This window comes from Variovorax paradoxus EPS (assembly GCF_000184745.1).
Lineage (GTDB): Bacteria > Pseudomonadota > Gammaproteobacteria > Burkholderiales > Burkholderiaceae_C > Variovorax > Variovorax paradoxus_C.
The window spans coordinates 6,487,512-6,507,775 of the sequence record NC_014931.1 but is presented as its reverse complement, the minus strand read 5'-3'; the positions used below and the strand labels follow the sequence as shown (position 1 = coordinate 6,507,775).

The 20,264-nt window shown below is 66.8% G+C and carries 14 protein-coding genes; 8 read left to right on the top strand and 6 right to left on the bottom strand.

What is annotated here, in order from left to right; all coding sequences use genetic code 11:
- Positions 1-41: 41 nt before the first annotated feature.
- The 5 genes from VARPA_RS29840 to VARPA_RS29820 all read left to right on the top strand — a co-directional run bounded on the left by VARPA_RS29840 (position 42) and on the right by VARPA_RS29820 (position 11,094).
- Positions 42-6,059 (top strand): alpha-2-macroglobulin, encoded by a 6,018-nt coding sequence (locus VARPA_RS29840; protein WP_013544326.1) that lies wholly within the window; start codon positions 42-44, stop codon positions 6,057-6,059.
- A gap of 196 nt (positions 6,060-6,255) precedes the next feature.
- The gene (gene pbpC, locus VARPA_RS29835; protein ID WP_013544325.1) at positions 6,256-8,514 is read left to right on the top strand and encodes a penicillin-binding protein 1C; all 2,259 of its coding nucleotides are present in this window, start codon (positions 6,256-6,258) and stop codon (positions 8,512-8,514) included.
- 195 nt (positions 8,515-8,709) lie between these two features.
- A complete protein-coding gene (locus tag VARPA_RS29830) occupies positions 8,710-10,062 on the top strand; it encodes an esterase-like activity of phytase family protein (protein ID WP_013544324.1) in 1,353 nt (450 codons plus the stop codon).
- A 59-nt stretch (positions 10,063-10,121) separates the two neighbouring features.
- A complete protein-coding gene (locus tag VARPA_RS29825; protein WP_013544323.1) occupies positions 10,122-10,487 on the top strand; it encodes a TA system antitoxin ParD family protein in 366 nt (121 codons plus the stop codon).
- 22 nt (positions 10,488-10,509) lie between these two features.
- Positions 10,510-11,094, top strand: a complete 585-nt coding sequence (locus tag VARPA_RS29820; RefSeq protein WP_013544322.1) for a zeta toxin family protein — start codon at positions 10,510-10,512, stop codon at positions 11,092-11,094.
- Positions 11,095-11,276: 182 nt separating this feature from the next.
- Here VARPA_RS29820 and VARPA_RS29815 read toward each other — a convergent pair whose 3' ends face one another.
- From VARPA_RS29815 to VARPA_RS29805, 3 genes are read right to left on the bottom strand one after another with little or no spacing between them, the layout of a single operon-like run.
- Complete coding sequence (locus VARPA_RS29815) at positions 11,277-12,674, bottom strand: aminopeptidase P N-terminal domain-containing protein (protein ID WP_013544321.1); 1,398 nt, start codon at positions 12,672-12,674, stop codon at positions 11,277-11,279.
- Positions 12,671-13,384 (bottom strand): nucleotidyltransferase family protein, encoded by a 714-nt coding sequence (locus VARPA_RS29810; RefSeq protein WP_013544320.1) that lies wholly within the window; start codon positions 13,382-13,384, stop codon positions 12,671-12,673. Before VARPA_RS29810 ends, VARPA_RS29815 begins: the two co-directional genes overlap by 4 nt.
- 23 nt (positions 13,385-13,407) lie before the next feature.
- Entirely contained in the window at positions 13,408-13,788 is a 381-nt protein-coding gene (locus VARPA_RS29805) for an S-adenosylmethionine decarboxylase family protein (protein ID WP_013544319.1), read from the bottom strand.
- 147 nt (positions 13,789-13,935) lie between these two features.
- Here VARPA_RS29805 and VARPA_RS29800 point away from each other — a divergent pair, with 147 nt between their 5' ends.
- Both VARPA_RS29800 and gap read left to right on the top strand, forming a co-directional pair.
- Positions 13,936-16,050, top strand: a complete 2,115-nt coding sequence (locus VARPA_RS29800) for a transketolase family protein (RefSeq protein ID WP_013544318.1) — start codon at positions 13,936-13,938, stop codon at positions 16,048-16,050.
- A gap of 60 nt (positions 16,051-16,110) precedes the next feature.
- Positions 16,111-17,112, top strand: a complete 1,002-nt coding sequence (gene gap, locus VARPA_RS29795) for a type I glyceraldehyde-3-phosphate dehydrogenase (RefSeq protein ID WP_013544317.1) — start codon at positions 16,111-16,113, stop codon at positions 17,110-17,112.
- 73 nt (positions 17,113-17,185) lie between these two features.
- Here gap and VARPA_RS29790 read toward each other — a convergent pair whose 3' ends face one another.
- The 3 genes from VARPA_RS29790 to VARPA_RS29780 all read right to left on the bottom strand — a co-directional run bounded on the left by VARPA_RS29790 (position 17,186) and on the right by VARPA_RS29780 (position 18,807).
- Positions 17,186-17,785, bottom strand: coding sequence for a hypothetical protein (locus VARPA_RS29790; RefSeq protein ID WP_013544316.1), 600 nt, complete (start codon positions 17,783-17,785; stop codon positions 17,186-17,188).
- Positions 17,786-17,800: 15 nt separating this feature from the next.
- Complete coding sequence (locus tag VARPA_RS29785; protein WP_013544315.1) at positions 17,801-18,406, bottom strand: hypothetical protein; 606 nt, start codon at positions 18,404-18,406, stop codon at positions 17,801-17,803.
- A gap of 92 nt (positions 18,407-18,498) precedes the next feature.
- Entirely contained in the window at positions 18,499-18,807 is a 309-nt protein-coding gene (locus tag VARPA_RS29780) for a putative quinol monooxygenase (protein ID WP_013544314.1), read from the bottom strand.
- Between the two features lie 126 nt (positions 18,808-18,933).
- On the opposite strand from VARPA_RS29780, the gene VARPA_RS29775 reads away from it, so the two are divergent.
- Positions 18,934-20,262, top strand: coding sequence for an Nramp family divalent metal transporter (locus tag VARPA_RS29775; protein WP_013544313.1), 1,329 nt, complete (start codon positions 18,934-18,936; stop codon positions 20,260-20,262).
- Positions 20,263-20,264: the final 2 nt, after the last annotated feature.

Sequence of the window (20,264 nt, the reverse complement as noted above, 5' to 3'; positions counted from 1 at the left end):
AGAGACTGCCAGGCGCCAACAAAAACATCGGGGGAGCTTCCATGCTTCAAGTTGCCAATCGAAAACTCGCGTCGCTGAGCGACGTGCTCTTCACCGGCCTCAGCCGTGCGCTCGGTTTTCTGCGTCCTCTGGCACGCGGAATCGTCGGTTCCTGGCGACCCCCGGGGTGGCTGCGCATCGTGGGGGCGTTTCTTCTTCTCGGGCTGCAGTGGTTGCAGCAGCGACTAGCTTGGGTATTGGTGCTGGCGCTTCTGGTGCTCGCCGGTTGGTTCGCCAGCCCGCATGTGATGAAGTGGTGGCACGGCCTCACGCCCGACCGCGTCGAGCCGGTCGTTTCCACCGCGCAGATCGTGCCGCCGCCGCGCACGCAGATCGAAAACGACAAGGGGCCGAATCCGGTCGTCATCAACTTCTCCGCCTCGGTCGCGCCGATCGCGCGCATCGGCCAGGAGGCGGCCGGCGTCAGCATCGAACCCGCCATTGCCGGGCGCTGGACGTGGAGCAGCCAGAAGAAGCTCGAATTCCTGCCCACGCAGGATTGGCCGGTCGGCCAGCCCTACAAAGTGCAGCTTGGGAAAGACGCCCTCGCGCCGCACATCGAGATCGAACAGCGCAAGTACGAGTTCACCTCGCCCGAATTCAACGCGCGCATCGCGGGCGCGGAGTTCTATCAAGACCCGGTGCAGGCCAACGTGCGGCGTGCGCTCTTCCAGGTGCGCTTCTCTCACCCCGTGAACACGGCCGAATTCGAAAAGCGCCTGGTGCTGACCTATGACCAGGCCTGCGGCACCTCGATCTTCAGCGTGGGCAAGTGCGCGAGCGAGAAGTTCACCGTCAGCTACGACAAGCTGCGCCTCACCGCCACCTTGCAGTCCGAGCCGCTGCCCATTCCCGAGAAGACGCGCCCCGTCGTGCTGAGCCTCACTGCCGGCGCCGTTGCACAGAAGGGCGGCCCGGCCCAGCGCAACGACATCTCGCGCGCGGTCGACATCCCCGGCCTCTTCAGCCTCGACATCTCGAGCATCGACCCGACCATCGTCACCGGCGAGAACGGCGAGCCGGAGCATGTGATGCACGTCACCGCATCGATGCCGGTGCACGAGCGCGAAATGGCGCGCGTGGTGCAGGCCTGGCTCTTGCCCGTCACGGAAGAAGCCAAGGGCGACCCGGACGAGAAGTTCGATTGGTCCGCCGATCCGGCGAAGGTCACCGACGCCGTGCTGCGCCGCGCGAAGAAGATCACCTTGCAGCCCATCGCCAGCGAGCGTGAAGTGACCGAGATGGTCAGCTTCCGCCTTCCGCAAGCCGAGGGCGGCCGCTACCTCTTGGTGCGCGTGGCCAAGGGCTTGAAGACACCGGGCGGCTACCAGCTTGGCGCCGCGCGGCAGGACATCCGATTGCTCAAGACCTTCGCGCCCGAGCTCACCATCATGAGTCAGGGCTCGCTGCTCGCGCTTTCGGGTGAACGCAAGCTGCCGATCCTGGTGCGCGACCTGCCCGGCATCCGCCTGGAAATCGGCCGCCTGCTGCCGCAGCAACTGCAGCATCTGGTCACGCAGACCAACGGCGACTTCGCACATCCGCAGTTCTACGGTGGCCTGCAGTCGGACAACCTCGTGGACCGCTTTCAGAAGGAGATTCCGCTCAGCATTCCCGCCGGCAAGGCGCATTACGAGACGGTCGACTTCGCCGAGTACCTGCGCAGCGACGTGGCCGACCGCCGCGGCGTGTTCCTGCTCAAGGTGCAGGGCTACGACCCCAAGGCCAAGAAGAAGCCGGAAGCGGGCGAGGGTGAGGCTGCACAGGCGCAGCCCGAGGAAGAACAGCAGGAAGAGCAACAGTCCGAGGGCGAAGGCGATCCTGAAAGCGGCAACCCCGAAGACCAGAAGGACCAGCGCCTGGTGCTGGTCACGGATCTCGGCATCGTCGCGAAGAAGTCGCTCGACGGCACGCGCGACGTGTTCGTGCAGAGCATCGCCAACGGCCAGCCGGTGGCAGGCGCATTGGTCGAGGTGTGGGGGCGCAACGGCATGATCGTCGCGTCGCAATCCACCGATGCAACGGGCGCCGCCAAGCTGCCGAACCTCGCGGGCTACCAGCGCGAGAAGGCGCCGGTGGTGCTTGTCGTGCGCAAGGACGGCGACCTGAGCTTCCTGCCCTTCAACCGCACCGACCGCACGCTCGACATCTCTCGCTTCGACGTCGGCGGCCTGCGCGCGGCCGGCGTGCCAAACCAGATGACGGCCTACGTGTTCAGCGACCGCGGCATCTACCGCCCGGGCGACACCATGCACATCGCGATGATGGTGAAGGCCGGCAACTGGGCTACGTCGCTGCGCGACCTGCCGCTCGAGGCCGAGATCATCGATGCGCGCGGCCTCAGCGTGCGCCGCGAGAAGCTCAAGCTCGGCCCTGGTGGCGCGGCGGAAATCGCCCACACCACGCAGGACACCTCGCCCACCGGCAACTACACCGTCAACCTCTACCTGCCGCGCGAGTCGTCGCCCGGCAACCCCGAGGTGGAGGGCCTGCTGATCGGCGGCACCACGGTGAAGGTGCAGGAGTTCCTGCCCGACCGCACCAAGGTCGTCGCCAAGCTCAGCAGCGAAGTCGCCGAAGGCTGGGTCAAGCCCAAGGACCTGAAGGCGCTCGTCGACGTGCAGAACCTCTTCGGCACGCCCGCGCCCGACCGCAAGGTCGAAGGCACGCTCACGCTGAGCCCGGCTTTCCCGGTGTTCCGCGCGTTTGCCGACTACGCTTTCTTCGATCCGCAGCGCGCCACCGAGAAGCAGGTCGACGACCTGGGCAGCGTGCAGACCAGCGCCGAGGGCAAGGCCGAGTTCGACCTGCGCCTCTCGCGCTTCGACGCCGCCACCTACCAGGTGCACGTGCTTGCCAAGGCATTCGAGCCCGAAGGCGGGCGCAGCGTGTCGGCGGAAGCCCAGACGCTGGTGAGCGACATGCCGTACCTCGTGGGCGTGAAGGTCGATGGCGACACCAGCTATGTGAGCAAGGGCGCCGCGCGCAACGCGACCGTGATCGCGATCGACCCGCAGGCCAAGAAGACGGCCGTGGACGACCTGAAGATCGAGCGCGTGGAGCGCAAGGTGCTGTCGGTGCTCGTGAAGCAGGACAACGGCCTCTACCGCTACGAATCGCGCAAGAAGGAAATCGTGATCGACGAGAAGCCGCTGGCCATCGTCGCGGCGGGCAACACCATCGCGCTCAACACCGCCACGCCCGGCAACTTCGCCTACGTGGTGCGCAATGCGGGCGGGCTGGAGCTGAACCGGGTCGAGTACAGCGTCGCTGGCAACGCGAACGTCTCGCGCTCGCTGGACCGCAACGCCGAACTGCAGCTCACGCTCGACCGCAAGGACTACGAGCCGGGCCAGGAGATCGAGGTGAGCATCCGTGCGCCGTATGTGGGCGCGGGCCTCATCACCATCGAGCGCGACAAGGTCTATGCCCACGCGTGGTTCAAGACCGACAAGACCGCCTCGGTGCAGAAGATCACGCTGCCCAAGGACTTCGAAGGCACCGGCTACATCAACGTGCACTTCGTGCGCGACCCGGCCTCGGACGAGGTCTACATGAGCCCGCTGTCGTACGGCGTCATCCCCTTCGCCACCAGCCTGGCCAAGCGCACCGCCAACCTGCAGCTCACCAGCAGCGAACTGGTGAAGCCTGGCCAGACGGTGAAGATGAAGCTCACCAGCGACAAGCCCACGCGTGCCGTGCTGTTCGCGGTGGACGAAGGCATCCTGCAGGTGGCGCGCTACAAGACGCCCGATCCGCTCAAGCACTTCTTCCAGAAGCGCGCGCTCGAAGTGGGCACCTTGCAGACCCTCGACCTGATCCTGCCGGAGTTCAAGAAGCTCATGCAGGGCGCAGCGCCCGGCGGCGACGGCGAAGGCGAGCTCGGCAAGCACCTGAATCCGTTCAAGCGCAAGCGCGACAAGCCGGTGGCCTATTGGTCAGGGCTGGTCGACGTGAACGGCAGCCGCGAGTTCAGCTACACCGTGCCCGAGAGCTTCAACGGCAGCCTGCGCGTGATGGCCGTCGCGGTGAACGACGAAACCACCGCCGCCAAGAGCACCCGCACCGTGGTGCGCGGCGACATGGTGATCCTGCCGAACGCGCCGCTCGCAATGGCGCCCGGCGACACGGTCGAAGTGGGCGTGGGCCTCGCGAACAACATCGTGGGTTCGGGCAAGGACGTGCCCATCGCGCTCACGCTTACCGCCTCGGGCGGGCTCGAAGTGGTGGGCGATGCGACGCAGATGCTCAAGGTCAACGAGCGCGGCGAAGCCAGCACCAAGTTCAACGTGCGCGCCAAGCCGGGCGAGCAGGCGGTGCTGGGTTCGTCGGCGCTGGTGTTCACCTCCACGCACAAGACCTTCAGTGCGCGCCTCTCGACCGAAGTGAGCGTGCGGCCTGCGTCGCCGTTCGTCACGATGGTGCAGGCGGGCAGCTTCCAGCGCGCCGGCGAGTTGAGCAGCAAGGCCGACCTGTATCCGAACTTCCGCAAGAGCGATGTCGCGGTGTCGGCTGCGCCGTGGGCCTTCGCAACCGGGCTCATGCAGTACCTGGAGGTCTACCCGCACGGCTGCACCGAGCAGATCACGAGCCAGACCTTCCCGGCCGTGCTGCTGTCGGGTCGACCCGAGCTGGTGAAGGAAATGGCGCGCGGCCGCACGCCGGAACAGGGCCCGATGCCCGAGGCGCGCAAGACCTTCGAGCGCTACCTCGTGCAACTGCGCGCACGGCAGACGGCCGATGGCGGCTTCTCGCTGTGGCCTGGCGCGGGCACCGATCCCTTCGCGACGCTCTATGCGGTGCACTTGCTCATCGAAGCCAAGGACCACAAGCTGCCCGTGCCGCAAGACCTGCTGCAGAAGGCCAACACCTACCTGCAGGGTTGGCTCGGCAGCGGCGACACCTCGCTGGACGGCTGGCGCCAGCGCACGCAGGCGGCCTACCTGCTCACACGCCAGGGCATCATCGCGCCGGCCGCATTGGCCAACCTGCGCGAAGCCTGGCGCAACAAGCAGACGCAAGGCTGGAGCGACGACCTCGGCGCCGTGTACCTGGCCGCGAGCTACCAGCTCGTGAAGCAGGAGCAGGTGGCCAACGAGCTGCTGAACCCGGTGTGGTCCGACCTGCTCGCGCGCACCGAGAAGAAGCAGCGCCGCAACGTCTGGGGCGCCTACTACGACCCGCTGGTGCACGACAGCATGACGCTGCACCTGGTGGGCCGTCACTTCCCTTCGCGCCTGAAGACGCTGAAGCCGGAAGTGTGGGAAGGCATGGGTGCGATGGTGCGCGACGGTTGGTACAACAGTCTGTCGTCGGCCTCGATGCTGCTCGCGGTCGATGCGTACTTCGAAGCGGTGGCGCAGAACGCCGAAGGCAAGCTGACGGCGCAGAGCGTCAACGCGCAAGGGCAGGTCGCGGCGCTGGCGCTTGGCTCGGTGAACCCGATCACGCGTGCCGCGGTGCCGGCCGGCACGGCGAAGCTCAAGCTGTCGAACGACAGCGACTTCAATCTGTACTACAGCTGGGCCGAACAGGGCTTCGAGCGCAACGTGCCCACCACGCCGGTGAACCAGGGCCTCGAGATCTTCCATGAAGTGCTCGATGCCAAGGGCAACCCGATCACCAAGGCCAAGCTCGGCGAAGAGGTCACGGTGCGGGTGCGCGTGCGCAGCCTGGAGCGCGCGCAGCTCAACGACGTGGCGCTGGTCGACCTGCTGCCCGGTGGCCTGGAGCCGGTGCTGCAGGCCGTGGGCGACGACGAGGAAGCCAATGCCGATGCGCCGATCTGGAAGAAGCGCCTGGGCGGCGGCGGTTCGTGGAAGGTGCAGTACGCCGACATCCGCGAAGACCGTGTCGTGTTCTACGGTGCCGTCGACAAGAACCTGCTCGAAGTGACCTACAAGGCGCGCGCGACCAACGTGGGTGACTTCGTGGTGCCGGCCGCGTACGGCGAAGCGATGTACGACCGGCGCGTGTATTCGCGCTCGGCGGGTGCGCGCTTCCAGGTGGTGGCCAATTGACCAAGCAGAGCTCTGCCCCGCTCCCTCTTCTCTTGTCCCCTCTCCCTCTGGGAGAGGGTTAGGGTGAGGGCTCGGCCCCACCATGACCACTGCGTTTGATTCATCGCCGCTGCCCTCACCCCACCCCTCTCCCAGAGGGAGAGGGAGTAGGACAGGGAGAGGGCGGAAGTCGCTGGTCGTCTTGGCAGTCGCGGCCATGCTGTTGGTCCTGCTGCGCTTCTGGCCGCACGCGCCCCTGAGCGAAACCGTCGGCAGCTCGCGCGCGGTGTACGCGCAAGGTGGCGAGTTGCTGCGCCTCACGCTCGCGGGCGACGAGCAATACCGCCTCTGGGTGCCGCTCGACCGCATCTCACCAACGCTGGTCGATGCCGTCCTGCTCTACGAAGACCGCCGCTTCTACGCGCACCCCGGCGTCAACCCCGCCGCGCTGGTACGCAGCGCATGGCGCATCGCGAGCGGCGAGCGCAGGCAGGGCGGCTCGACGCTCACGATGCAGCTCGCGCGCCGCGTCTACGGCATCGACAGCCGCACGGCGCTGGGCAAGATCGCGCAGATCGGCGCGGCGCTCTGGCTGGAGGCACGCTTCGGCAAGCGCGAGATCCTCGAGGCGTACCTCAACACGGCGCCCTACGGCGGCAACATCGAAGGCGTGCAGGCCGCGAGCCTCATCTACTTTCGCAAGGACGCCGCCAAGCTCAGCCTGCCCGAAGCGCTGACGCTCGCGGTGATTCCGCAGAACCCCGTCAAGCGCATCGCCGAGCGCGGCCGCAATGCCGAGCTGCAATCGGCGCGCGAACGCCTGTGGGCGCTGTGGGCCGATCGCGATCCGACCGCGAAGCAGCATGCGCCCGATGCGCAGCTCGCGCTCTCGGCACAGTCGCGCGGCAGCCTCCCCTTTCTCGCGCCGCACGCCACCGACATGCTGCTCGCGCAGGAGCGGGGCGTGCAGGAAGTGCGCACCACCATCGACCTGCGCATGCAGGCCACGCTCGAACGCGTGATGGGCCAGTACCTGCGCACGCATGCCGACGTGGGCATGACCAACGCGAGCGCGCTGCTGCTCGATGCCTCGACCATGCAGGTGCGCGCGCTGATCGGCTCGGCCGACTGGCATAACGACGCGATCGCGGGGCAGGTCAACGGCACGCAGGCCAAGCGCTCGCCCGGGTCCACGCTCAAGCCCTTCATCTACGCGCTCGCGCTCGACCAGGGGCTGCTGCACCCGAAGACGATGCTGAAGGACGCGCCGACTTCCTTCGGCCCCTACACGCCCGAGAACTTCGACCACCGCTTCGCGGGCCCCCTGCCCGCGCAAGAGGCGCTGATTCGCAGCCGCAACATCCCGGCGGTGGCCGTCGCCGCGAAGCTGTCGAAGCCGGGTCTCTACGACTTCATGCGGCTCGCGGGCGTGCAGAAGCTGCAAAGCGAATCGCACTACGGCCTCGCGCTGGTGCTGGGCGGCGGCGAGGTCACGCCCGAGGAGCTTGCGGGCCTCTACGCCACGCTGGCGAACGGCGGCATCTCGCAGCCGATTCGCTACACGCAGCCCGCGCCTGATGAGCGGCCCGCGCAGCCGCTGCGCCTGCTGAGCGAAGAGGCGTCTTTCATCACGCTGGACATGCTGCGCCACACGCCGCGCCCCGACACCACGCAGCCCGCGCGCCCTGCCATCGCATGGAAGACGGGCACGTCGTGGGGCTTTCGCGATGCGTGGACCGCGGGCGTGTTCGGCCGCCATGTGCTCGTGGTGTGGGTCGGCAATTTCGACGGCACGAGCAACCCTGCGCTGGTGGGCGTCGATGCGGCCGCGCCGCTGTTCCTGCGCATGGTCGACGCGCTGCGCGCCGAGCGGCTGGACCCCGGCGAGATCGCGACGCGGCAGCCGGCCGATCTGCGGCAGATCGAGGTGTGCACCGCGACGGGAGGGTTGCCCGATGCGCTGTGCCCGGTGCGCACCACGACATGGTTCATCGCGGGCAAGTCGCCGATCCAGGTGAGCAACCTGCACCGCGCCGTGTGGGTCGACGAGACGACAGGCAAGGTGGTGTGCGGGCCGCAGCCCAACGCGCGCCAGCAGGTCGTCGAGCAATGGGGCAGCGACATGCGGCGGCTGTTCCGCCAGGCCGGCCTGCCGCGCGCGAGCTTGCCGACCGATGGCTGCGAGAAGGGCGAGGCCTCGGAAACCGCGCCGCTCATCACCTCGCCCCTGCGCGGCGTGCGGCACACGCTGCGCGTGAAGAAGCCGGAGCCGATCGTGCTGCGCGCCGAAGCGGCGGCGGGTACGCAGACGATCTACTGGTTTGCCGACGACGCGCTGATCGGCAAGGCATCGCCCGGCGAAGGCATCACCTGGATGCCGGACATGGCTGATTCAGGACGGCGCTATGTGCTGCGCGCAGTCGATGACCAGGGCCGCGCCGAATCGCGCGAAGTGACGGTGGACATCGCACCGTAGCTCTCGCATGTCTGGTCTTCGACGACAGAGCCGTTCTCGCTGAGCTTGTCGAAGCGCGGCGCGAGGCTTCGACAAGCTCAGCCCGAACGGTGCTTGTGGTTGATCGCAGACCCACATCGGGCGTCACGGATGTCACTGTCACGTCATGCATGGTCGGCATGGTCTCGCGTTTCGACTGAAACCTTTCTTCTGCCCATGACGCGTATCGCCTCCCTCTCTTTCATCGCCCTTGCCACCGCGTTCGCTTGCGGCAGCGCGGCCGCACAGACCGCCTTCCCCGCCACGCTCGCCGGCCACGCCGTGCTGCCCGCGCAGAGCTTCGTCGCCGCACCGAAGGACGCACCGGCCGACCTGCAGGTCAGCGGCAAGTTCACCTCGGGCAAGCGCGTCGAGGCGCTGGGCACGGTCGAAGGGCTTTCGGGCGGCCGCGGCACCGGTGTCTCGGTGCCTTTCAAGGGCCAGCCGCTGCAGGGCCACTCGGGCATCAAGAAGATGGACGACGGCTCGTTCTGGATCCTCACCGACAACGGCGCTGGCGCGAAGGCCAACTCGCCCGACTTCATGCTCTACCTGAACCACTACAAGGTGGACTTCAAGAGCGGCAAGTTCAATCGACTGAACACCATCTTCCTGCACGACCCCGACAAGAAGGTGCCGTTCCGCATCGTCCACGAAGGCACCAAGCAGCGCTACCTGACGGGTTCGGACTTCGACCCCGAGAGCTTCCAGTTCGCCGGCGGCGCGCTGTGGATCGGCGAGGAGTTCGGCCCGTTTCTCATCAAGGCCGACCTGAAGGGCAAGGTGCTCGCGGTGTTCGACACGCAGGTCGACGGCAAGGCCGTGCGATCGCCGGATCACCCCGCAGTCACCACGCCGGGCGTGCCGGGCGGCGCGGTCGATTTCCAGATCAAGCGTTCCAAGGGCTTCGAAGGCATGGCGTCTTCCAAGGACGGCAGCAAGCTCTATGCGTTGCTCGAAGGCCCGGTGTGGAACGCCGAGGCCAAGGATTACGAACGCGTCGATGGCAAGGAAGCGCTGCGCGTTCTGGAGTTCGACGTGGCTTCGGAAAAGTGGACGGGCCGCCATTGGAAGTACGTGCTCGAAGCCAACGGCAACGCCATCGGCGACTTCAACATGATCGACAGCACCACGGGCCTCATCATCGAACGCGACAACGGCGAAGGCACGAGCGACAAGGCCTGCCCCGAAGGCCAGAAGCGCACCGATTGCTTTCACGACATCGCGAAGTTCAAGCGTGTCTACAAGGTCGAGCTGAGCGACGCGAACGTGGGCGGCGCGGTGCGCAAGATCGGCTACATCGACCTGCTGAACATCGCCGATCCGGACAAGCTCGCGCGCAAGCCGCTGAACGATGGCGTGCTCAAGTTCCCGTTCTTCACCATCGAGAACGTCGACGTGGTCGATGCCACGCACATCGTGGTCGGCAACGACAACAACCTGCCGTTCTCCAGCAGCCGCGAACCGAACAAGGCGGACGACAACGAACTGGTGCTGCTCGAAGCCGGCGCGCTGCTGCAGGCAAAGTAGGCGCACGGGCGGCCTGGTTTTCCGGACTGGCGCAAAATGCGCCAATCAGGAGATATTTCATGGCCGCACCCACTGCCTTCGCTTCCGTCAAGCTGCCGGCATCGCTCGTCGACAAGGCGCGCGATGCCGCCCAGCCCATGCGCCGCTCTGTCGCGAGCCAGATCGAATACTGGGCAACGTTGGGGCGCGCGCTCGAACGCGCGGGCCTGACGGTGCAGGACAGCCAGGCGCTGATCGCACGCGAGGAATCGCCTCCCTACGTGACCGAGGCGTCGCCCACCGCCCTGTCGCCCGAGCTCGGGGCGCTGCATGACCATGTGCTCGCGCTGGCGCAATCGGGCGTGCTGGCCCAGCGTGCCCAGGCCGCCGTGGCCGAGAACCGGGCCAAGGCCGTCCCTGCCCCTCGGTCGCGCAAGGCGGCCTGAGGGCCAGAGAGCCTCGCCCCGCATGCCGGTGTTTCATCTGATTGCCGGACCCAACGGAGCCGGCAAGTCGACGCTGTATCGCTATCTGATCCAGCCGCGCTATCCGCAGTTGCCGTTCATCAATGCCGATGTCCACGAGCGCGAGCAGCTCGGCCACATCCGCCACGCGCTCAAGCGCTCCGAGGCCGCCCGTGCCTGGGCCGACGGCGCGCGCGAGGCTTGCCTGCAGGAACAGCGTTCGTTCGTGAGCGAGACGGTGTTTTCGCATCCCTCCAAGCTGCAACTCATTGCCGATGCGCAGGCGCGCGGCTTCGACTTGGTGCTGTACGTGGTGTGCGTCGACGAGCCGCGTCGGCTGCTCACGCGAGTCCAGCAACGCGTGAGTGAAGGGGGCCACAGCGTTCCGGTGGACAGGATCCTGGCGCGCTACCCGCGCACCGTCGAGCACTTGCGGTTGGCGGTGCGACAGGTGCAGCTTGCGATGTTGTTCGACGGCGCAGATGTCGAACTGGGCGGCCCGCAACTGGTTGCATCGGTCGTTGGCGGCCAGGTCCACAGGCACGCTTCGCGGCAGCCGGCCTGGGTGTTGAAGGTCTTGGGCGCCTAGCGGTCGCTTGGGGTGAGAAAAGCCCGGCAGGCCGCCATGGACTCGGGCATCGGGCTTCGATGAGCATGTTTCTTGTCTGACCCCGTCGCTTCTCCAGCTACCGCCTCGCCACGGGTTGGGTTCTATCGCTCGAACATGCACAGGAGGGCCCGCGTGCGCGACACCGAAGTCGCCGCCGCGGGTCAGGCCCGCATCAACGCCTCGATCTCATCCGCCTTCACCGGCACGCCGCGCGAAATGAGTTCGCAGCCCGTGGCCGTGACGATCGCGTCGTCCTCGATGCGGATGCCGATGTTGTGGAACTGTTCGGGCACGCCCTCGGCGGGCCGCACATAGATGCCGGGCTCCAGCGTCAGCACCATGCCGGGCTGCAGGATGCGGCTCGGGCGGTTCTTGATGACTTCGTTCGACAGCGGATCCTTGCGCTCGCTCACTTCGCCGACTTGCGTCGGCTCCACGTAGCTGCCGCAGTCGTGCACGTCCATGCCGAGCCAGTGGCCGGTGCGGTGCATGTAGAACTGGAAGTAGGCGCGCGAATCGATCACGTCGTCGAGGCTGCCGACCTTGTTCTTGTCGAGCAGGCCGAAGTCGAGCATGCCCTGCGCGAGCACGCGCACCGCGGCGTCGTGCGGATCGGTGAAGCGGTTGCCGGCCTTGGTGGCGGCGGCAGAAGCGTCCTGGCTCGCGAGCACCAGGTCGTACAGCGCCCGCTGCGGGCCGGTGAACTTGCCGTCGGCCGGGAAGGTGCGGGTGATGTCGCTCGCGTAGCCGTCGAGCTCGCAGCCCGCGTCGATGAGCACCAGCTCGCCTTTGCGCAGCGGCGCCGCGTCGGCGCGGTAGTGCAGCACGCAGGCGTTGGCGCCGGCCGCGACGATGGAGTAGTACGCCGGGTACTGCGAGCCGCCGAAGCGGAATTCGTGCAGCAGCTCGGCATCGAGGTGGTACTCGCGCACGTCCTTGCCCTCGCGCAGCATGCGGGACGACAGCTGCATCGCGCGCACGTGGGCGCGGGCGCTGATCTGCGCGGCGCGCCGCATGATGTCCTGCTCGTGCGCGTCCTTGATCAAACGCATCTCGTCGAGCGGTCCGCACAGGTCGCGCTGTTCCTCGGGGCACAGCGCGCCGTAGCGCACGCGCGCGCGCACCGACTGCAGCCAGCCGTCGATGCGGGTTTCCAGGCCCTTGTGGATCGCGAACGGAAACCACACGGTCGAGCGGTTCTCCAGCAGCTTGGGCAGCTTCGCGTCGAGATCGGCTGCGGAAAAGGCCTCGTTGATGCCGAGCGCCGCGGGCGCCGCTTCGGGGCCGAGGCGGTAGCCGTCCCAGATCTCGCGCTCCATGTCTTTCGGCGCGCAGAACAGCGTGGCGCGGCCGTCGCCGGCCAGCACCAGCCAGGCGTTCGGCTCGGTGAAGCCGGTCAGGTAATAGAAATAGCTGTCGTGGCGATACAGGAAGTCGGTGTCGCGGTTGCGCGGGCGCTCGGGGGCGGTCGGGATGATGGCGATGCCGTCCTTGCCCAGGTGCGAGGCGAGGCGCGCGCGGCGCTCGGCGTAGATCGTGGTGGTGTCTGCGGAGGTCATCTTGGCGTGGTGTTCAGTTGGGCAAGCCGTTCGGGGGTTCCCACATCGGTCCAGGGGCCGGTGTAGAGCTCGGCGCTCACGAGTTCATTGTCCATGGCGGCCCGCAGGATCGGCGCCAATGGGGCTTTGACGCCGGCCGGGTTGCCGGGCGGGATGGCGCAGTACGGCGGCGCGAACAGCGCAGCGCGGTAGAGGCCGATGGTCGAGAAGGTGTATTTCTCGGGGGCCGTGTTGAGCGCCAGGCCTTCGGCGGAGAGGCCGAAATCGCCCTTGAGGTTGTGCGCCGGGTTCGGCACCAGCCACAGGTGCGCCAGCTTGCCACTGTCCAGGAAACGGTCGACCGAAGCTTGCGTGAAGCGGAAATCGGGTGCGAAAACGTCGCCTGCCGCGATCCAGAACACCTCGCCCAAGAGCGGCAGCGCGCGGACGATGCCGCCGACCGTCTCCAGCGCGCCGCCGAAGTCGCGGCCCTCGTCGGAGTATGAAATCGATAGCGCGCTGTGCCCGTCCAGCAAGGGATTCACGCCGAAGCGGGACGAGATCTGCGCACCCAGCCAGTCGGTGTTGACCACCAGTTCGGTGAACCCGCCCGCGGCCAGCGCTTCCATGGGCCACTGCATCAGCGGCTTGCCGCGCACTTCGAGCAGGGGCTTGGGCGTCGCGTCGGTCAGCGGCCGCATGCGCTCGCCGCGGCCGGCGGCCAGGATCATCGCCCGCACGGAAGCCGGGGTGCTCACGCTGCGATGCGGCCGCGTTGCAGCTCGTTGCGTTCGCTGTGACTTGGCTGGAACAGCGACACGAGGCACTCCATCAGCGCATGCGCCTTGGCCGAATGGTCGCCGCCGAAATTGCACACGTACACGTCGAGCGTCACGCCGCGCTGCTCGGGCCAGGTGTGGATGCACAGGTGCGATTCGGCCAGCAGCACTGTCGTCGTCACCCCGCCTGGTCCTTGCGCCGTGGCGGGAAAGGAATGGACGATCTTGCCCACCGCCTGCAGCCCCGCGGCTGTCACCGCCTTGATGCATACCGCGCCCAGCGCGGGCCCGTCGGTGAGCCATTGAAGACCGCATCGGCAGTCGTGGAGATCGGCGGTGAGGTGCAGCCCATGCATGGGTGGCAACTCTAGCAGCCGGCCGGTGCACAAGAGAACATCAGTCGGGTGTTCGGCCCGTATCGAGGCGGGTTGGGGCTCGCCCGGTAAAATCGCGGGTTCTCCCGACCCCAACCCTTTCCTTTTCCCTCCGAAAGTCCACCGCACATGGCAAACCACGCCCTGATGGCCAACGCAATCCGCGCTCTGGCTATGGATGCCGTCCAACAAGCAAATTCCGGCCATCCCGGTGCACCGATGGGCATGGCCGACATGGCCGTCGCACTCTGGGGCGATCACCTGCGCTACAACCCGGCCAACCCGCACTGGTTCGACCGCGACCGCTTCGTGCTCTCCAACGGCCACGCCTCGATGCTGCTGTATTCGGTGCTGCACCTCACGGGCTACGACCTCCCGATCGGCGAGATCAAGAACTTCCGCAAGCTCCACAGCAAGACCGCCGGCCACCCCGAAGTCGACGTGACCCCCGGCGTGGAAACCACCACCGGCCCGCTGGGCCAGGGCATCACCAACGCGGTCGGCTTCGCACTGGCTGAAAAGCTGCTCGCGGCCGAGTTCAACCGCCAAGATGGCAAGGTGAACCACGACATCGTCGACCACCACACCTACGCCTTCCTCGGCGACGGTTGCATGATGGAAGGCATCAGCCACGAAGCCTGCGCCCTGGCCGGCGCCTGGCACCTGAACAAGCTGATCGCGCTGTACGACGACAACGGCATCAGCATCGACGGCCAGGTGAAGCCCTGGTTCATCGACAACACCGAAGAGCGCTTCAAGGCCTACGGCTGGAACGTCATCGGCCCGATCGACGGCAACGACGCCAAGGACGTGTCCAAGGCCATCGCCAAGGCGAAGAAGGAAGAATCCAAGCCCACGCTGATCATCTGCAAGACGACCATCGGCAAGGGCAGCCCGAACCGCGCGGGCACCGCCAAGGCGCACGGCGAGGCGCTCGGCGCCGAGGAAATCACCCTCACCCGCGAAGCCATCGGCTGGCCCTACCCCGCCTTCGAAATCCCGGCCGAGGTGTACGCCGACTGGGACCACAAGGACGCCGGCGCCAAGACCGAAGCCGCCTGGAACGAGAAGTTCGCCGCCTACGCCGTGGCCTTCCCCGACCTGGCCGGCGAGTTCACCCGCCGCATGAAGGGCGAGCTGCCCAAGAACTTCCACCAGGTCGCCTTCGACACCGTGGTCGCCGCCCACACCAAGGGCGAGACCGTCGCCAGCCGCAAGGCCAGCCAGCTCGCGCTGGAAGCCTTCACGGCCGCGCTGCCCGAAATGCTCGGCGGCAGCGCCGACCTGACCGGCTCGAACCTCACCAACACCAAGAGCACCGCCGCCCTGCGCTTCGACGCAAAGACCGGTGCCGTGGTCATGAACGTGCCGGCCGTCCCGGCCAAGCAAGGCGCCGAAGACGAAGCCAAGCCCGAAGCTCCGGCCGAAGTGCCGCACGGCACCATCGGCCGCCACATCAACTACGGCGTGCGCGAGTTCGGCATGGCGGCCATCATGAACGGCGTGGCGCTGCATGGCGGCTACATCCCCTACGGCGGCACCTTCCTCACCTTCAGCGACTACAGCCGCAACGCCATCCGCATGGCCGCGCTCATGAAGCGCCGCGTGATCCACGTGTTCACGCACGACTCCATCGGCCTCGGCGAAGACGGCCCGACGCACCAGTCGATCGAGCACGCCGCCTCGCTGCGCCTGATTCCGAACCTGGACGTCTGGCGTCCGGGCGACACGGCCGAAACCGCCGTGGCCTGGGCCGTGGCCCTGCAGAACCAGTCGCGCCCGACCGCGCTGCTGCTGAGCCGCCAGAACATCGCCTACGCACCGAAGAGCGAACTCGGCGACATCAGCCGTGGCGCCTACGTGCTGTCCGAGCCCGAGACCGTGGGCCTCAAGAGCAAGAAGACGGCCGCCGTCATCATCGCCACCGGTTCCGAAGTGCCGCTCGCGCTGGCTGCCCAGAAGCTCCTGGCCGCCAAGAAGATCGCAGTGCGCGTGGTGTCGATGCCCTCGACCACCACCTTCGACCGCCAGGATGTCGCCTACAAGAAGGCCGTGCTGCCAAAGAAGATTCCGCGCATCGCCGTCGAGATGGGCTGCACCGGCGGCTGGTGGAAGTACGGCTGCGCGGCCGTCGTCGGCATCGACACGTACGGCGAATCGGCACCGGCGCCGGAGCTGTTCAAACATTTCGGATTCACGGCGGAGAACGTCGCCGCCACCGTGGAAGCGGCGCTGCGGGACTGATCGTCCCTCGGTACTTCTTCCCGTCCGATCACCAATTTTTCAACCTTAGGAGCAAGTCAGATGGCTATCAAACTCGGTATCAACGGCTTCGGCCGCATCGGTCGCAACGTGCTGCGCGCAGCGGTGCAGAACTTCAAGAACGACATCGAGATCGTTGCCATCAACGACTTGCTCGAGCCCGACTACCTCGCCTACATGCTCCAGTACGACTCGGTGCATGGCCGCTTCAAGGGTGAAGTCTCGGTCGAAGGCAACACGCTGATCGTCGCCGGCAAGAAGATCCGCCTCACGCAAGAGCGCGACCCGTCGCAGCTCAAGTGGAACGAAGTCGGCGCCGACATCGTGCTCGAATCGACCGGCCTCTTCCTCACGAAGGAAACGGCGCAGAAGCACATCGATGCGGGCGCGAAGAAGGTGATCCTGTCGGCTCCGTCCAAGGACGACACCCCCATGTTCGTCTACGGCGTGAACGACAAGAAGTACGCCGGCGAAGCCATCATCAGCAACGCCAGCTGCACCACCAACTGCCTGGCGCCGCTGGCCAAGGTGCTGCACGACAAGTGGGGCATCAAGCGCGGCCTGATGACCACCGTGCACGCCGCCACCGCCACGCAGAAGACCGTCGACGGCCCGAGCAACAAGGACTGGCGCGGCGGCCGCGGCATCCTGGAAAACATCATTCCCTCGAGCACCGGCGCGGCCAAGGCCGTGGGCGTGGTGATCCCCGAACTCAACAAGAAGCTCACCGGCATGAGCTTCCGCGTGCCGACCTCCGACGTGTCGGTGGTCGACCTCGTGGTCGAGCTGGAGAAGGAAGCCTCGTACAAGGAAATCTGCGCCGAAATGAAGGCACAGAGCGAAGGCGCGCTCAAGGGCGTGCTGGGCTACACCGAAGACAAGGTGGTCGCCACCGACTTCCGCGGCGACCCGCGCACCTCGATCTTCGACGCCGAAGCCGGTATTGCGCTGGACGGCACGTTCGTGAAGCTCGTGAGCTGGTACGACAACGAATGGGGCTACTCGAACAAGTGCCTGGAGATGGTGAAGGTCGTGTCGAAGTAAGGCTTCGCGGCTTCAATGAAAAACGCGCCGGAAGGCGCGTTTTTTCATGGGCGCGCCAGCTCGGCGACACCGCTCACTGCAGCTTCTCGTTCCTGCGAATCTCGCTGCTGAGCTGCGAAGTCATCTGCCGGGCCGCACGCCGCGCGGCCAAGCCGTAATCGCCATTGAACTCCCCGAACTCCGCCGCGCCGTTGCCGACAGCGCGCACGCGCGTGACTTCGACGCCTGCCGCGTTCGTCACCACGCACGACACCTCGGCCGTGAATGCGGTGGGTGGCCAGGTGATCCATGACGACGAGCTCGAATCCGTCTTGATCTGCGGCGTGAACACCAGCGACACGCCCGCAGCTTCGTTCGCCTTCGCATCGGTGGCGGTGCGCAGCACGATCACGTTGCGGTAGACGCCGCGCAGTGCATCGCGAATCGATTTCTCCAGGTCGCGGTACGGGTAGTAGCTCACGCGGTCTCCGCTGCCGCCGGCGGTCGTGACCTGCAGGTCGCGCTGCGCATCGGTCATCACGTAGGCGACCTTCTTCGGGATGAGGTGGGCTGTCGATCGCGCCGGTGCGGTCTCCGTGATCATCGTGATCGGATGGGAGCAGCCGGCCAAAAGTACGGCGGTAGCCAATGCGGCAGCCAGTCGGGGCATGGGAGAAGAAAGAACGAACGTCATGGTGCTTCTCCGGCCTCAGGGTGCAGACGCGGCAATGGCCGCAACGAATTGCGGATCGGCGTACACCTGCCGAAGCAGCGCACGAACCAGCCTTGGATAGGCCGCTTGCCCCGCGGGCACGGCCACGATGTTCGCGTAGCTCGAATCGAAGGCGATCTCGCCGCGGTAGGTCTTGCGCAGCTTCTGCGCCGCATCGCGCGTGACGGTGACCTCCACGTCCATGCGGCCGGTGCCATTGATCACGCCGAGGTCGAGTTCGTTGACGACGATGCGCGCCGCGATGCGGGTCGGCGCCTTCGGGTCATAGACCGCGATCTCGCTCAGGTCGCGCATCAGCGCGTCTTCGAGGTACTGCGCGAAGGTGCCGCTGGGCGACACCAGCTTGGCGCGGCGCAGGCTCAGGGTGTTGATCTTGTCGTTGGGGTCGGTGGGCTGCACCTTGGCGACCGCCACCTTGCCGGGGTTGTTGGCCTCGAGGCGGTCGAGCGCCTCGTAGTCGGCGGCGTAAGGCGGCGCGCCGAGCTGTGCGCAACCGGCCGCAAGCAGCACTGCGGCCAGCGCACCGAGCCTTGCGGCGAAAGCGTGCAAGTGCAAACCATGCGGTCTGAAGAAGATCGCCATGTCTTGAGTCTCCTCGTCCGAGATGTCTTCTGCTCCCGGTCGCGAAGGTAGCACGCCCCGCGCCGCGCGCGAAGGCTGCTAAGGGAAGAACCTCAGACCGGTTCGAGCACGTGGATCAGCTTGCTCTCGACCAGCTCCCTGGTCTTCTCGCCATGCGCTTTCATGTGCGGCGCGACAGCGTGGGCCTGCAGGTGCGCGAGCGTTTCCCACTTCTCGATCACCACGAAGGTGTCGGGGCCGAAGCTCGCCTTCGAGGTGGGAACGCCTTGCGCATCGATCGTTGCGCCGTACTCGATGCAGCCCTCTTCGGCCAGCACGGCCGCGCGGTTTTCGGCAAAGGCTTCGAGCAGCTTGGCGCGTTGGCCGGGCTTGGCGGTGAGGACAGCAACTACGTGAATCATTGGAATGAACTCCGGGGTGATGTGAAGGGGTGACGTTGATTGGATGGCGAGCGTCGAATCTAAAAGATCCGGCGCCGCGGCGCAGGTCTCGCACGAGACCCGGTGCCCCACCCTATCATCGCGCGCATGTTCTTTCCGCTCCCCCGCACGGCCACCGCGCCCTTCTGCCCGTCCGAGGTCAAGGGCAGCGTGGCGGTTCCGCAAGATCTGCCCTTCGGCAAGAAACTGCTGCGCTACGCGGGCCCGGGCCTGCTGGTCTCTGTGGGCTACATGGACCCAGGCAACTGGGCGACCGATATCGAGGCGGGCTCGCGCTTCGGCTACGGCCTGCTCTTCGTGGTGCTGCTCGCGAGCCTCGCGGCGATGTTGCTGCAGACGCTGTGCGTGCGCCTCGGGCTGGTCGCGCAGAAGGATCTGGCGCGCGCCTGCCGCGAACATTATTCGCCGCGCGTGAACCGCTTCCTGTGGCTCGGCGCCGAGCTGGCCATCGTCGCTTGCGATCTCGCCGAGGTGCTGGGCAGCGCGCTCGCGTTGCACCTGCTGTTCGGCGTGTCGATTCCGGTGGGCATTGCGATCACGGCCTTCGACACGCTGCTCGTGCTCGGCCTGCAGGGCGCGGGCTTCCGGCGCGTGGAAGCCATCGTGCTCGGGCTGGTCGGCACCATCGCGGGCTGCTTCATCGTCGAGCTCGCGATGTCGCAGCCCAACTGGTTCGGCGTGGCGATGGGCTTTGCGCCCAGCTTCGAGCGGCTGCAGCAGCCCGGTGCGCTGTACCTCGCCATCGGCGTGGTCGGCGCCACCGTGATGCCGCACAACCTGTACCTGCACTCGTCCATCGTGCAGACGCGGCTCATCGCCGACACCGATGCGGCGCGCCGCGAGGCGGTGCGCTTCTGCACGCTCGATGCGGTGGTGTCGCTGTCGCTCGCGCTGCTGGTCAACGCGGCCATCATGGTGCTCGCGGCCAGCGCCTTTCACGCGACCGGCCACCAGGAGGTGACGGAGATCGACGATGCCTACCGGCTCATCGAGCCCATCGTCGGCAGTGCGTTCGCGGCCACGCTGTTCGGCATTGCGCTGCTGGCTTCGGGCCAGAGTTCGACCTTCACCGGCACCATCGCGGGCCAGATCATCATGGAAGGTTTTCTTGACCTGAAGATCCCCTGCTGGCAGCGCCGCCTGCTCACGCGCGCGCTCGCGTTGGGGCCGGCGTTCCTCGGCGTCTGGTGGTTCGGCGATGGCGGCGTCGGCAAGATGCTCGTGCTGAGCCAGGTGGTGCTGAGCTTCCAGTTGCCCTTTGCGATGTGGCCGTTGATTCGCTTCACGAGCAGCCGCGAGATGATGGGCGGCTTTGCCAACGGCACTGTGGTGAAGCTCCTGGCCTGGGGCCTGTTCGGCGTGATCAGCGCGGCGAATGTGTGGCTGATCGGCTCCGTGATCCTCGGCAAAGGATGAAG

Bases quoted from the DNA above. Each gene is read 5' to 3' on its own strand.
- VARPA_RS29820 (WP_013544322.1), top strand. From the start codon at position 10,510: ATGCCGGTGTTTCATCTGATTGCCGGACCCAACGGAGCCGGCAAGTCG.
- VARPA_RS29790 (WP_013544316.1), bottom strand. From the start codon at position 17,785: ATGACGTTCGTTCTTTCTTCTCCCATGCCCCGACTGGCTGCCGCATTG.
- VARPA_RS29780 (WP_013544314.1), bottom strand. From the start codon at position 18,807: ATGATTCACGTAGTTGCTGTCCTCACCGCCAAGCCCGGCCAACGCGCC.
- VARPA_RS29810 (WP_013544320.1), bottom strand. From the start codon at position 13,384: ATGATCCTGGCCGCCGGCCGCGGCGAGCGCATGCGGCCGCTGACCGAC.
- VARPA_RS29775 (WP_013544313.1), top strand. From the start codon at position 18,934: ATGTTCTTTCCGCTCCCCCGCACGGCCACCGCGCCCTTCTGCCCGTCC.
- pbpC (WP_013544325.1), top strand. From the start codon at position 6,256: ATGCTGTTGGTCCTGCTGCGCTTCTGGCCGCACGCGCCCCTGAGCGAA.
- VARPA_RS29785 (WP_013544315.1), bottom strand. From the start codon at position 18,406: ATGGCGATCTTCTTCAGACCGCATGGTTTGCACTTGCACGCTTTCGCC.
- VARPA_RS29825 (WP_013544323.1), top strand. From the start codon at position 10,122: ATGGCCGCACCCACTGCCTTCGCTTCCGTCAAGCTGCCGGCATCGCTC.
- VARPA_RS29805 (WP_013544319.1), bottom strand. From the start codon at position 13,788: ATGCATGGGCTGCACCTCACCGCCGATCTCCACGACTGCCGATGCGGT.
- VARPA_RS29830 (WP_013544324.1), top strand. From the start codon at position 8,710: ATGACGCGTATCGCCTCCCTCTCTTTCATCGCCCTTGCCACCGCGTTC.
- gap (WP_013544317.1), top strand. From the start codon at position 16,111: ATGGCTATCAAACTCGGTATCAACGGCTTCGGCCGCATCGGTCGCAAC.
- VARPA_RS29840 (WP_013544326.1), top strand. From the start codon at position 42: ATGCTTCAAGTTGCCAATCGAAAACTCGCGTCGCTGAGCGACGTGCTC.
- VARPA_RS29800 (WP_013544318.1), top strand. From the start codon at position 13,936: ATGGCAAACCACGCCCTGATGGCCAACGCAATCCGCGCTCTGGCTATG.
- VARPA_RS29815 (WP_013544321.1), bottom strand. From the start codon at position 12,674: ATGACCTCCGCAGACACCACCACGATCTACGCCGAGCGCCGCGCGCGC.